The 14076-nt window shown below is 36.8% G+C and carries 12 protein-coding genes; 8 read left to right on the top strand and 4 right to left on the bottom strand.

The genetic code is table 11. The annotated features are described in order from the left end of the window. The first annotated feature begins 89 nt into the window (after window positions 1–89). The 4 genes from V6R96_RS00535 to V6R96_RS00520 all read left to right on the top strand — a co-directional run bounded on the left by V6R96_RS00535 (window position 90) and on the right by V6R96_RS00520 (window position 5203). Window positions 90–2744 carry a 4-alpha-glucanotransferase gene (locus tag V6R96_RS00535; RefSeq protein ID WP_336377687.1) on the top strand — a complete coding sequence of 885 codons (2655 nt, stop codon included), beginning with the start codon at window positions 90–92 and terminating at the stop codon, window positions 2742–2744. Between the two features lie 137 nt (window positions 2745–2881). Beyond that, the gene (locus tag V6R96_RS00530; protein ID WP_336377686.1) at window positions 2882–3940 is read left to right on the top strand and encodes a hypothetical protein; all 1059 of its coding nucleotides are present in this window, start codon (window positions 2882–2884) and stop codon (window positions 3938–3940) included. Between the two features lie 174 nt (window positions 3941–4114). Further along, complete coding sequence (locus V6R96_RS00525) at window positions 4115–4567, top strand: hypothetical protein (RefSeq protein WP_336377685.1); 453 nt, start codon at window positions 4115–4117, stop codon at window positions 4565–4567. A gap of 126 nt (window positions 4568–4693) precedes the next feature. Beyond that, the gene (locus V6R96_RS00520) at window positions 4694–5203 is read left to right on the top strand and encodes a ferritin (RefSeq protein WP_223558274.1); all 510 of its coding nucleotides are present in this window, start codon (window positions 4694–4696) and stop codon (window positions 5201–5203) included. Window positions 5204–5430: 227 nt separating this feature from the next. Here the strand turns inward: V6R96_RS00520 and V6R96_RS00515 are convergent, their stop codons facing one another. Beyond that, window positions 5431–8586 (bottom strand): UvrD-helicase domain-containing protein, encoded by a 3156-nt coding sequence (locus tag V6R96_RS00515; RefSeq protein WP_336378182.1) that lies wholly within the window; start codon window positions 8584–8586, stop codon window positions 5431–5433. A 168-nt stretch (window positions 8587–8754) separates the two neighbouring features. Here V6R96_RS00515 and V6R96_RS00510 point away from each other — a divergent pair, with 168 nt between their 5' ends. From V6R96_RS00510 to V6R96_RS00495, 4 genes are all read left to right on the top strand, one after another. Continuing rightward, window positions 8755–9501, top strand: coding sequence for a carboxypeptidase-like regulatory domain-containing protein (locus V6R96_RS00510; RefSeq protein ID WP_336377684.1), 747 nt, complete (start codon window positions 8755–8757; stop codon window positions 9499–9501). Window positions 9502–9507: 6 nt separating this feature from the next. Next, on the top strand, window positions 9508–10314 hold the full coding sequence (locus V6R96_RS00505; protein ID WP_336377683.1) for a hypothetical protein: 807 nt from the start codon (window positions 9508–9510) through the stop codon (window positions 10312–10314). Between the two features lie 17 nt (window positions 10315–10331). Next, window positions 10332–11147 carry a carboxypeptidase-like regulatory domain-containing protein gene (locus V6R96_RS00500; protein ID WP_336377682.1) on the top strand — a complete coding sequence of 272 codons (816 nt, stop codon included), beginning with the start codon at window positions 10332–10334 and terminating at the stop codon, window positions 11145–11147. 71 nt (window positions 11148–11218) lie between these two features. Beyond that, window positions 11219–11953: an SIMPL domain-containing protein gene (locus V6R96_RS00495; protein ID WP_111957240.1), complete on the top strand. Its 735-nt coding sequence runs from the start codon at window positions 11219–11221 to the stop codon at window positions 11951–11953. Between the two features lie 117 nt (window positions 11954–12070). Here V6R96_RS00495 and V6R96_RS00490 read toward each other — a convergent pair whose 3' ends face one another. From V6R96_RS00490 to V6R96_RS00480, 3 genes are read right to left on the bottom strand one after another with little or no spacing between them, the layout of a single operon-like run. Next, window positions 12071–12583 (bottom strand): GNAT family N-acetyltransferase, encoded by a 513-nt coding sequence (locus tag V6R96_RS00490; RefSeq protein ID WP_336377681.1) that lies wholly within the window; start codon window positions 12581–12583, stop codon window positions 12071–12073. A 2-nt stretch (window positions 12584–12585) separates the two neighbouring features. Continuing rightward, entirely contained in the window at window positions 12586–12807 is a 222-nt protein-coding gene (locus V6R96_RS00485; protein WP_034702977.1) for a PspC family transcriptional regulator, read from the bottom strand. Beyond that, entirely contained in the window at window positions 12800–14071 is a 1272-nt protein-coding gene (locus tag V6R96_RS00480) for a DUF2851 family protein (RefSeq protein WP_336377680.1), read from the bottom strand. The genes V6R96_RS00485 and V6R96_RS00480 overlap by 8 nt, the downstream gene beginning before the upstream one ends. Window positions 14072–14076: the final 5 nt, after the last annotated feature.

Here is a 14076-nt window from a genome sequence, read left to right as displayed (position 1 = left end):
TTATTTTGGAAAGGTTTTTTAATGATTATTTGATCTTCAATAAGTTTTGTTTTTCGATATTAAAATGTATTTTTATAAAAAAAATATAGATGAAGCTATACTTTAATGTAGGATATAATGCAAAGGCAGGACAGAGTTTACTGCTCCTGATTGTGGATGAGGAAGGAGCTGTTGCCCAGACTCATGCCCTGTTTTATGCAGAAAACGGCATCTGGAAATGTGAAGTGGATTATTTTTCAAAATCAGTCTCATATAAATATCAGCTTACAGATGAAAAAGGCAATATTCTTAGAGAAGAATTTGTGCTGCACCATCTTAATTTCCCGCATAACTACAAAGAGTTTATTATTTTCGATGAATGGAATAATAAAAATTTCCCCGAGAACTATTTGAACAATAAAATCCTTTATAATAAGCTTAATCAGTTTGTTCCCGAAAAAGCTGCAGTTTTAAAAAAGCATACCCATTTATTCAGAATTGAAGCACCTGTTTACAATCCCGACTGGGAAATTGCCCTCTTCGGAAGTACAGCTTCTCTGGGGAACTGGAATTATGATAAAGCGATCCGTCTTTCACAGACAGATTTTGGAGTTTGGGAAGCTTCCGTTGAAATTCCTGAGAATGAATTTATCCAATTTAAATATTGTCTCTACAGCAAAAAAGAAGGAAAAATTATTGATGTCGAAACCGGTGAAAACAGATTTACGGTTGCTAATCAGTTGAAAGATGTGCTGCAGATTGTTTCCAATCATTATTTTAAATTCAAGTCTTACCAGATGTATCATGATGCTGGTGTGGCAGTTCCTGTATTTTCTTTAAGAAGTGAGAACGGTTTTGGAGTAGGAGAATTTTCCGATCTTAAAAAGCTGGCCGACTGGACTAAGGAAACCAATCTGGGTATTATCCAGATCCTTCCGATAAATGATACTACTGCCAATTATTCCTGGACGGATTCTTATCCTTATGCGGCAGTTTCTGTCTATGCTTTGCATCCGCAGTATATTTGCCTGGAAAATCTTGATTTTGCTTTACCGGAAGAATTAGTCTCTGAATATCAGTCTGAAAAAGAGGCATTGAATGCTCTTGACCTGATTGATTATGAAAAAATGATCGCAGGAAAATGGAAGTTTTTAAAAGCAGTTTTCAATGCGGGAAAAGAGAAAATTTATAAGGACAGGAACTTTAAAAAATTTATAAAAGACAACGATTACTGGCTGACTCCTTATGCCGCATTCTGTGTACTCAGGGATAAATATAAAACTCCGAACTTCAACGACTGGAAAACCCATAAAAAATATATTGCAGGAAAAATTTCACAGTTTTTCACCACAAAAAGCAAAGATTATGATGCTTCCATGCTTCATGCCTGGGTGCAGTACCAGCTTCATTTACAACTGAAAGATGCTGTAGATTACATCCACAGCTTAGGAGTATCCTTGAAAGGAGATCTTCCGATCGGTATTTACAGACATTCTGTGGAAGCATGGACAGAACCTGAGCTTTTCGGAATGGATTTCCAGGCTGGAGCACCGCCGGATCAGTTTACAGAGCTGGGTCAGAACTGGGAATTTCCAACATACAACTGGGAAGCCATGAAGGAAGATGATTACCGCTGGTGGAAAAACAGGTTTAAAGCACTTGAGCAGTATTTCGATGCTATGAGAATTGATCATATCTTAGGATTTTTCAGAATCTGGAGGATGCCAATTTCTGCTACACAAGGGATTTTGGGCTACTTTTATCCTGCGGTTCCTGTTGTTCTGGATGAATTTAAAGCAAGGCATATTCCTTTTGATTTCAACAGATACTGTAAGCCTTTCATCAATGAAAGGATTTTGTGGGAATATTTCGGGGAAGACAGCAGTAAAGTTTTTGAATTTATTAACAGCAATAATGACGGAACATACTCCTTCAAAGAAGAATTTGATACCCAGAGAAAGCTGGCAGAATTTTTCAAAAAGAACCCAAAAGGCTCTGTAGAAGAAAAACTTATCTCTTTATGTGCCAATGTTTTGTTCCTTACTGAAGAAAGGAATGGCGAAACAGTATATCATCCAAGATTTAATGTGTTTAATACCCATTCCTATAAATATCTTTCAGAATGGGAAAGGAAGGCGATTTATGAGCTGTACCATGATTATTTCTTCAGAAGACAGGATCACCTATGGTACGAGAAAGCGATGGAGAAACTGCCGGTTATTCTTAATGCAACGAAAATGCTGATCTGTGGTGAAGACCTGGGCATGGTTCCTGCCTGCGTGCCTGTTGTAATGGATGAGCTGGCGATCATTGCTTTAAAAGTACAGCGAATGCCGTCAGACAATATTCCGTTTTACAATCCTAAAAAAGCTGATTATATGAATGTGGTAACGGCTTCCTCACATGACAGCTCAACACTGAGACAATGGTGGAAGGAAGATCCTACACTGACACAGAAATATTTTAATCAACAATTGGTGCAGTATGGAAAAGCTCCGGACGAAATGGATTCTCATCTTGCAGAAATCATTATGAAACAGCATCTTTACACTGATGCGATGCTTGCTGTTTTCCCAATCCAGGAATTTCTTGCAACGGAACCTGAGCTGACCAATCAGAACATGGATAATGAGAGGATTAATAACCCTGCAGTTTTCCCACATTACTGGCGCTACAGGATGCATTTAAAGCTCGAGGACTTAAAAGATAAAAAATATTTCAATGAAAAAATAGCCTATTGGATAAAAGATAGCGGAAGATTATAAATTTAACATTTGATTATCAATTAGTTAAAAGTAAATTAAAAGAAGTTTCATCTTAGGATTTAACTTCTTTTTTTTATTTATATCCAAAAGATAGAATAGAGATATTCTGCTATATACTAACCAATTAACGATTAGAGATGAAAAAAATACTTTTGGGATTTGCTTTGGGACTGGCAGCTTTGTCTTCCGCCCAGCAGTATCCAAATAACGGATGGGGAGATGACGGATATTATCAGAATGGAGATGGCTATTATAATGATGAGGATGACAGAAATTATTTCCCGGACGATTATTACTATAACTATCCTCAGGATTATTATCCAAGCGATTATTACCAGGGATACTATAATGACTACAGAAACAGTGTTGTAAATATCAACTGGAATGTATTCTTCAGAGATAACAGATTGAACCGATGGCAGATTGATCAGATCTTAAGTCTTAATAACCTGTATGTGAATTTTTCTACATGGAATAATTTTTACAGATACAATCCTGACAGATGGTATTATGACAGATTCTATGCATTGGAAAGAATTTTAGGGCCAAGAGTATTTGTTGTTTTCCAAAACAATTATTACCGTGGAGCAAGCCCGATTGTTTACTTCCAGAATTACAGAAGAACCTATTATGCACCAAGATATGCAGTAATGCCGAGATACAGGAATGTAAACATCAATGTGTACAGAGTAGATAGAGCGAAGTTCCGAAGAATGGACAACCCTACTTTTAATGTAATCAGAAGCAGCAGATCTGATAATGGATTCAGAGGATCCAGAGATAATAATTCCGGTGGTTTCCGTAAGCAGGCTGATCAGAACAATGGTTTCCGCAATGAAAATAATGGGGTAAGAAATAACGGAGGATTCAGAGGGAATTCAGAAAATAACGGAACACGTGGAGGATTTGGAAATAACGGTGGTAACGGAGGTTTCAGAGGAAATAATGAACCGAACAGGGAAAGAGCTCCGCAAAGAGAAAATAACAGTGGCGGATTTGGAAATAATGGTGGTAACAGAGGCTTCAGAGGAAATAATGAAGCGAACAGGGAAAGAACTCCACAAAGAGAAAATAATAGTGGAGGGTTTAGAGGAAACAGTAGAGGTTCCAGATCTGAAAATTCACCGAGACCACAGAACGACCGCGGCAGTGAAAACAGAGGGGGTGGTTTCAGAGGCAGACTGGTAAACAGATAAAATAATAATTTTCATATATTATATTTAAGTGGTGTGAAGGGCAGATTTTAGGATCTGTCCTTTTTTTATTATTTTAATATTAAAAATTAACATTTTTTATGAATATTTCGGTTTAACTTATCTTTTAACTAATAATCAAAAAGATGTATAACAATTAATTAAATATTTTTTAAGATGAAAAAATTAGTTTTAGCAATAGCATTTATTGGAATAGGAGGTTTTGCAATGGCACAACAGACCACAACGACTCCGCAGGACAAACAGGCAAGAAGAGCAGAGATGCAGCAAAAAATGCAGCAAAAACATCAGGAGCACCTTGATCAGATGCAGAAAGATCTTAATCTGAATGCGTCTCAGGTTGCGCAGATTAAAAGCCTTCATGAAAAAAGAAAGTCTGAAATGAAAGCTGACTTTGATAAAAATAAAGAAGCAAGACAGGTTAAAATGGAAGACATGAAAGCCAAAAGAGCTCAGATGGATGCTGATATGAAAAAAATCCTGACCCCTGATCAGTATGATAAATGGCAGGCCGACAGAAAAGCTAAAATGGAGCAGAGAAAGGTGGCAATGAAGGACAGAAAAATGATGAGAAAGCCTATGAATACTGCGGTTCAGGAAGCAAAATAACAGTTCATAATTTTGATTTTTTAATGTATGAAGGACGGGTTTTCTCTCGTCCTTTTTGTATTAATTTTCATTAAAACCTTTGATTTCGGGCTTTTATTCCTTATTTTTGACTATAAATTTATACTTATGATCAGCGAAAAAATTGCAACGTTAATTAACGAACAGATAGCTCACGAACAATATGCCGCACAATATTATCTTTCAATGTCTGCCTGGTTTTCAGGAAAAGATCTTGACGGGATTGCGAATTACTTCAGAGTTCAGAGCAAAGAAGAATTGATGCATGCGGATAAAATGTTTGATTTTTTAAATGACGTAGGAGGGGAGATTATCATCGGAGAGATTGCGAAACCTCCACATGAGTTCGAAAACGCTACTGATATTTTTGAAAAAGCATTGGAACACGAGAAAAAAGTAACCAGAAGTATTTTCAACATTGTGAAAAATGCTAATGATGAAGGAGATTTTGCAACAACTTCTTTCCTACAGTGGTTCATTAATGAGCAGGTAGAAGAAGAGGCTAGCGCTTCACAGTATGTTACAAAGATCAAGATGGTGTGCGATAATCCATCTGCATTATATCTTTTTGATCAGGAATTGTCTCAGAGAGTTTTTGTACCGGCTACAACAGCTTAAGCAAATTATATGGTAAAATTCGCCCCGCCGTTCGGAGAACGGCGGGGCGAATTATTTTCATTATCAGGTTATCCACAAAATATCTGGAGATATGCTTTCGATTGTGAATAATATTATTTTTTTAATTTATTATATTCTATTGTTAATCAGTGTATTGATGCCTTGTTTTTAAACTTATCAACATCCTGGTGTGGAAAACTTTGTGGAAAAGATAATACAGATTCCTGCTATAGGTAAATCAACTGTGTCTTTAGTACTTTTCTTCCCAGACTTTCCAGAATACGTTTATAATTCTCAATTTGCTGCTGATTCTTTTCCGTTTCTTCACCCGTTTTGAAATCTACAATTACATAGCCTTCTTCACTCTTCAGGATACGATCAGGCCTGAAAATATGGCTTTGTCCTCTTTCTGAGATCATAATATCTTTTTCATTGATCACTTCCCATTTCTCGTCAAAAAATTCAGCATATTTTCGGATGATCTGAACTAAAGTTTCCTGAATCTCATTTTTCTCTTCCACTGTGATCTGTCCGTCCAGAACATAGCTTTCCAGGACTTTGGCTGTATCTTTCTCCGTATTGATTTTCGAAAGTAATTCATGGACAAAAAGCCCGATCCTTACCTTTTCGTTCCGCACCTGGTAATTTTTAGAGGGAGTCGCAATCTTGATGGATGCTCTGTTTTCATTGATATTTTTAAGGTTCTGAATATCCTTGGTCTTAAATAATGATGTTTTATCTTTAGAATACTTTTTCAGCATTTCCGGATGTACTTCATACAGATCGAATTCATCAGACTCTTCCGTATTTTTTCCGTTGAAAAATTCCAGCAGCTCAAGATTATTGGACGTTTTATTCGCTTTCTGAAGATAGAAAAACAGCTGTTCAACAGGACGGGTAGTCGCTACATACTGGAGACATAATCTGTCAATAAGGTTTTTGTAAGAATTTTTCTTATTAAATGCCTCTATTTCTTCATCATAAACCTCAAGGTTTTTGCTGAACTGATTGATGTTGACTGATTTCAAAGCATCATCATTATTGGTGTCAAACCAGTTAGTGAATTCATTGTCCCTGTTTTTATTCATCATCGGGATAAATACAATCGGGAATTCCAGTCCTTTCGATTTATGAATGGTCATGATCTGCACAGCATCAATATTTTCCGAAGCCTGGATTGTATAAGCAGAAGCCTCTTCATCCCAGTATTTCAAAAATTCTTTCGTGCTGGCTCCGGCATTCTGTGTAAAGTTGAAAAGCATTTCAAGGAAATTCAAAAGAAAATCTGTTTCCTTGTTTTCCACAGCAAATTCATTGATGTAATATTCCACAAAATTATACAGATTGAACCTCGGAAAGTTGTCCTGTTTCAGCTTCAGGGAATAGGTATTCTGAATAAACTGAAGAATTTCCTCATGCGTTTCTATCTCCAGGATTTTGTTCATTTCCAATGTGAAATCTGCCATATGAATTCTTCCCAAAGCATTCAGATAATACATCATCATGATCAGATTGGGCTTGTTCTTAGGGTTGATTTCCCACCGAAGAAATTCAATAACAGCCTTTAAGGTATTGGAAAGTTCCAGTGTCAGGCCTTTATCAGAAATTGTTTTAATATTCGTTTCTTCCCCATGGTAGTTCACTTTCAGATTTCCCAGTTTTTGAGAATAGCTGAAAATATCAAAATTACCGCGGCATAAGATTGTAATGTCAGAAAACTTAAAGCCATTATCCAGGCTTTCCTGAATGTCCTTCCGCATTCTTTCAGAAGTATCATTATAAAAATCCTCATTCGTAAGATTTTCGATCAGGCTGACTTTTACACGGCCTTCAATCTGGGATTTCGAACTTTGTTCAGCATCTTCCCCGAAAATATTCCGATGTTCCTCCTCCAGACCTTCCGAATGATACCGGTACAGCTCATTATTGAACTGTACAATATTTTTAGCACTTCGCCAGTTGTCCTTTAAAACAAGAAGAGCTGCTTCCTTTGGCGAAAATTCTTTTTTGTTGATAATATCCAGCATCAGCTTACTTTCTCCACCCCGGAACCTATAGATACTCTGTTTAGGATCTCCTACAAGCGTAAAAGAAGTATTTTCTGTAGAAACACTGTGATCACGTAACGGAATAAAATTCTGCCACTGCAGTTCCGAAGTATCCTGAAATTCATCAAAGAAATAATGCTGAAACTGTGATCCTACCTTTTCATAAATAAAGGCCGATGGCTCATTCTTAAGATTTTCATTGATCAGAATATTGAATTTTGAAAGCAGAACAAGATCATTTTCTTCCTCAATTTTTTTTAATTCATCCTGAATGTCTTTATTCACCTTTAACGGAAGAAGGGCAGATAGAATCTTTTCCTTCTTTTGGGTTTCAATGTATAAAAGGATCAGCTGCATTCTGTTGTCAAGAAGCTGGTCCAGAATCTCGAAGATCTCAGGTTCCTTATTTTTGGATTTCGAAGAAGCTCCCTTCCTGTAATTGTTGACTACAGATTCTTCCTGCGTTGTGGGAAATGGAAATCCCGGTCTTTTCTGATTGTAAAAATCCTGAACCTTAGTGAAAAATCCTCCGATCCCGTTTTTACCCTGTGCAAAATCTTCTATATCAATATTTCTGGACCGGAAAATCTCAATAGATTGAGCCGCAAGCTCGGCGGACCGTTTTTTATTCTGGACAATTTCTTTTCTGAGCGTATTTTTTATATTCTCGTAATTCGTGTCATCAAAGCTTTTGTTGCTTTTCAGATGTTCATAGTGAATATCCTTTACAAACTCTTTTGCAGAATCATAAAGATTTTTATTAAGATTGATCCTTTCATTATTTTCCAGACTGTAATCCACATAATCCATGAAAGAATTGGAAATATTTTCATTCTCACCGATTTGGTCCAGCATTTTATCTACAGCTTCGATCAGAAACGGTTCAGCTTCAATTTCAAGATTAAAGTTTTTGGCTAAACCCAATTCGTAGGAAAAGCTTCTTACCAGTCTTGAATTAAAACGGTCAATTGTTCCGATGTTCAGCGTTGAATAATTGTGAAGCACATAATCCAGCAGTTTCTTGGAACGGTTATGGAGCTCGTCAATCGTAATTTTCAGTCCATCAGCTTCAAATGCTTTCTGAATGTTTTTCAGGTCACTGTTTTGTGCAAAATTATCCGCTGAAAACTTTCCCAGCCAGGATAAAATTCTTTCCTTCATCTCATTGGCCGCTTTATTGGTAAAAGTAAGCGCGAGAATATTCCGGATCGACTGCTGTTGATTGGGGTAGCGGAGACAGATCATCAGAAGCCTCTGGACAAGGGCATATGTTTTCCCCGACCCGGCTGAAGCATTGATCACTGTATAAGAATTTTGCATTGCTGAATTTAGAATTGAGACTGCAAGTTAGCTAATTTTTAAGTGAAATTTTAACAATTCAGAGTGGCGATTTAACAGTTTCTCAAGCAAAAATCAAAAAGAAATCCTAAAACACGTTAACTGTGGTTAAACTTACCATTTAATTTAAAAATAATTTTAGATTTGCTCTATAAAAAACTGTCCGTGAAATTTAAACTACTCTTTTTTCTTACTACTCTTTTTTTCATAAACACCCATGCCCAAAATTATATTTTTGGAAAAGTAGTTTCTGAAGATAGTTCAGAAATCCCGGATGTAACTGTAATTAATATCAGGACTGATGAAAGAACGATTACGAACCGGGACGGACACTTTATGGTTTCCGGAAGAGCAGGGGATGAACTTCGCTTTGTAAAGGCAGGCTACGAACGCCTCGTTAAAAAAGTTTCCAAGGAAAATATAGAATCTCCCATTAATATCACTTTAGAAAGAGCCACGATATTGATTCCCGAAGTAGAAATCAAGCAGGGAATTACCGGTGATCTTAAAATAGATGCAAAAAACCTGAACAGACCTAAAAAAGTTGAAAAGCTAATCAAAGATATTGACGGGTATATTGCACGGAAATCAGACCCAAGAATACTGGCAGCGAAACCCGGAGAATTTGTACAGCCAAAAGGGCAGGGATTTTCTATTGGGAAAGTGAAAAACAAATGGGATGATATTGATCTTGGCAGTTATCTGAAAACAGCTCTTGGTGAGGAATACTTCACGGATTTAAAAATTGAAAAATCTCAGATAGATCATTTTATAAGCTATGTTCTGGCCGGTGGCTTTGAAAGGAAAGCTATCCTGAAATATGGTTTCTGCAGTGATGCTGATCTTTATAGATTTCAACGTTTTGTACTGACGAGAATTTCCTCTTACCGCGCTCCACAGACTCAAAGATAAACATAGATGAGAACTTATATTAAACAAAGCCTTTACGTAATTCCTTTTTTTGTTTCGGCAGAATATTTTTCCCAGCAGCAGATAACCGGAACAGTGACAGATAACAGCAAAAAAAATATAAACCCGGTTTTAATTATCAATGTTTCCAACAGGAAAAGCACATTGAGTGATACTTCGGGGAACTTTACGATAGAAGCATCGGAAAATGATGAACTTAGATTTGTAAAAGAAGGATATTACCGTTTTGATAGAAAGATGAGGAAGGAAGATTTCAGTTCTCCTTTAATAATAAGCCTTGACAAAACTGAAATAGAAATCCCTGAAGTAAAGATCACATATAAACCTACGGGTAATCTGGAAAGAGACAACAGGCATCTTAATGAATCCAGAAAAGTGGTGTCTTTAAGATCAGAGTTGGATGAGTATATGAAAAGCCCACTGAATGAAGCTTTACCGGATAATACGGTTTCAAAAACCTTTAAACCTGATTATAATGCCGGGCAGGTAAGTATTTTAGGAGTTTTGGATGCTGCTGTAGGTTTGTTCAAAAAAGCGACAGAACTTAAAATTACCAAAGCCAATTATACGGAAACACAGGATTTTATCAAAAGAGTAAAGGAAGAAATAGACTTACAGTTTCTGAGAAAATATGGCATGGATGAAGATCAGATAGATTATTTTTTAATCTATGCTAATGATACCCGGATGATGGCAAAAAAATACAGGAAAAACTTTAAGGCAGATATTGTAGAGTATGAATTAAAAGTAGCCTTTGCAGAATACAGAAAAACCCATAAACTGGACAGTATTTAATCTTAACGAATAAGAGGATGAACTTTGTAGGTGGAAATATTGGCATTAATGACTGGAGAAAAGTTTCATTTCTTCTTGTATTCATGTTTAATAATTTTTTCTCACAGCAGACAGTTACGGGCCGTATTACCGATGATAGTGGCGAAAACCTAAGTTCAGTGATTGTTATCAACATGTCTAATGACCAAAAAACCTATTCCAATTCTATAGGGCAGTTCTCTATTGAAGCTAATCCAAATGATGAGTTGAGATTTGTAAAAGCAGATTTCAGGAGGGTTTCTGCTACAGTTCCCGCTAATGGTTTCAGTTCTCAGCTTTTGGTTGTTCTGATTCCGATCCCAAAAGAAATTGAAGAAGTAAAGGTAGTTAAAAAACTAACCGGAGATCTTGAGACGGATTCAAGGCTGGCCTCAAAAGTAGATAAAGGTGAGATGGTACGCCAGGCAGTAGGCTTACCCCAACCCGTCGGGAAAATGAGGGAAAAGCCGGCAGAAGTGAAGCAGGTGCTTATTCCGATACTTTTAGGGAGCCTGGATGTACAGGGAGCTTATGATCTGATAAGCGGAAAAGCAAGGCGCCAGAAAAGACAATACAGGTATGATGATCTGCAGGAACATATTGCATGGGTAAGAAACAGAGTGGATAATGAATACTTTACCCAGGCGGGAATCCCGGAAGAAAGAATTTCAGAGTTTATACAGTATTCCTTTGAGGCTAAACCCCAGGTGCGCACTTATGTAAAAGCAAAAAATTTATCCGGAGTGTTATTGAGAATGGAAGAAACTATGCCTGTTTACCTTGAAAGATTGAAGCAGAAAAAAATACAGCAATAATGTTAAAGAATTCTTAAAATTCGGAATAAAAATTGATGTACTCTTACTTAAATTAATCAATCACAATTTCTATGAATAAAAATATTATTGCGGTAGCAGTCGGAGCACTGGGATTTGTCCTTGGGCTTGGCTTTTTAGGGAATGCTATTAAAAACAGAAATAAATCTGAAAATACCATTTCCGTAACAGGATTGGGCACCAAACAGTTTACTTCCGATCTGATCACATGGTCCGGAAGTTTTTCCAAAAATAATTCCGATTTAAAAGCGGCTTATGATGAGCTGGCCATAGACAGGAAGGTGATTAATGATTATCTCGTTTCAAAGGGCATTAAACAAAACGAAATCGTGTTTTCTTCTGTAGATATTCAAAAACAGTTCAGAAGTTATAATGATTCTAATGGGAATTATGTTCAGGGTGAATTCTCTGGCTATAATCTTACCCAAAAAGTATCTATTGAAAGTAAAGAAGTTGTAAAAATTGAGAATCTGTCCAGAAATATTACAGAGATCATCAATCGGGGGATAGAATTTACATCCTCAGCACCATCTTATTTTTATACCAAACTGGCAACAGTAAAACAGGAAATGATCGCCAGCGCAACTAAAGATGCTAAAGAAAGAGCTGAGAAAATTGCGGAAAATTCAGGAAGCAGCCTAGGAAATCTTAAAAAGGCCACAATGGGTGTTATTCAGATTACCGAGCCCAATTCCAATGAAGATTATTCCTACGGTGGAACATTCAATACTTCTTCCAAAGAAAAAGAAGCCAATATTACCATAAAACTGGAATATGAAGTCAACTAAAAACCTCTGTAAATAATCGCCTATCTATTCCCCTCCTCCGGAGGGGTGACAGATCGAAGACCTGACAGGGTGGTCAAAAAAATAAACCGCCGGAAATTCTCCGGCGGTTTTTATATTTTAGTGATACACAACATCATAAATTTCATCTTTTACACGTTTAATATCGTCGGGTGTATAATTGGCCAGCAGCCAAAGATCAAGAGGCTTTTTCCCTTCACCATAACTCGGCTGTACATACATTTCATCGATCAGGGTAAATCCGTTTTTCTGATAAAAAGAATAGCGTCTTTTCGCATCGTCACCCAAATGATCAGGTTCTATTTCTAAAATAATCCTCGGATAATTTTTAAACAGATACCCTGTAATATGTGATCCCAATTTCTGACTTCTGAATGCCTCGAAAACTTCAAAATGTTCTACAAAAACATAAGAACTCAACTCCCAGATAATAAGATAGCCAATAGCCTGGGATTCATGAAATACAGAAATTACTTTTACATGAGGGTTTGAAAATAAGGCGGTAAATTGTTTCCAGTCCCTTTGCTCATCCGTAGGAAAAGTGCTGGAGTAAGATGTATAAATGTCTTGGACTCTATAGTCTTCGGCAGAAGTAATCGGTAAAAATTCCATAATTATAAATCAAAAACACTAGGTCTTCTTGTAATAAAAATATCTTTGATCCAAAGCGTAAATGCGAGCCCGAGATAGATCAGAAAGAAAAATCCGGCAGTTGCAAAAGTAGAATAGATGAAGAAGATCCTTAATTTGGATACAGGAATCCCCAGTTTAGCTCCCATTCTCGTAAGAACACCAAACCATTCTCGTTCCATTTTGTGGCGGATATTATCAAACATTTGAAGATTCTTTTAAAAGTTTAAATCCAATACCGCAATTTAAGCAATTTTTTTCTTCACACGAGGTTTTATGATGAAAAATAAGGCTCTGGCTTTCCAGTGCATTTTTAACCTTCAGTCCAAGGTTTCTCCATCCGGAGGTTACAGAATTTTTTTCAGCGGTCAAGTTTCTGTACAGCTCCAGTATCTCATCCGTTGTTTCATCATTATGGTATTTATGATAAGTATATTTTAAAGGAAGCACTGTATTTAAGATCACCAGTTCAATGAAATCCCTGCTCAATGTTTTTGGCTGGAATTTTGAAAGGGTCCCAAAATTAAAATGAAAATCCCAATATTCCGAAGCTTTTACCGGTTCAAAGACTTCGTAAAGTTTATCTATGTTATCAGCTTTAATGATCTTGGAAAACAGATTCTGATGCCTATAGTAAAGATCTGCCAGCTGGGAGAGACGGATCGTGGGGAAGTTGGGCGGACGGAGCCTTAAAAACTTAGGATGTAATGTCAGATCCGGTATGCTAAACTTTTTTCTGATGAATTCAAATTCCCTTTTCCACATTAGCATTTTTTCGTCTTTTGGATGCTCTAGCCATCCTGAAATACCAAATAATAAGGCTTCCAGCTGTGATTCATTCTGGCGGATTTTGTTAACAAAACTGAAATCTATGGACTCAGCAATCTGTCTGAACATATGGGCATTTACTTTTAATCCGAAAGAATAGGCGAGACTGTGAAAAAGCACCGCTTCAAAATTGTTCTTATACTTTTCTAAGCTTTTTTCCAGTTCCTGAGACTTTTCATCCAGCTTTTTAAGAACATTGGTTTCATGAAAACTAAGAGGAATTTTATTGGGATCAAAAATATTTTCGCAGGGAATAAACTGAGTCCCATTGATCATTTTTTCGTATTTCCAGAGAATGTTCTGGTCAATATGGTCTTTCAGTTCCAGTGTAGGAACGTTTTTAGAGATAAGGTCATCGATCTCAGCATCATTCTGGTAAACAACGTGGAGGATAATATTTTGGTAATTGGGGTCTTGAGAATGGTTATGGAAGACCCAGTCGGAGGCTCGAAGGTGCAATTCGATATTTCCGGCAATAACCAGATCTTTTGTTTTAATTTTTGCATCGAGGAAATCCGGACCCGCATTCGTGTTCCACTTTCCAAAGCTGATGATCTCAACGGAATGCCCTTCAATATCCTTGAAGTCGAAATGTTTGAAAACCTTATAGTTCCAAAGATATTGAAGCAGTTTTTCCGTCATAGTGA

The sequence above is a fragment of the Chryseobacterium sp. CCNWLW53 genome (assembly GCF_037083525.1).
Taxonomy (GTDB): domain Bacteria; phylum Bacteroidota; class Bacteroidia; order Flavobacteriales; family Weeksellaceae; genus Chryseobacterium; species Chryseobacterium lathyri.
Note: the sequence above shows the minus strand (reverse complement) of the source record. Positions and strands in the feature narration are given on the sequence as shown.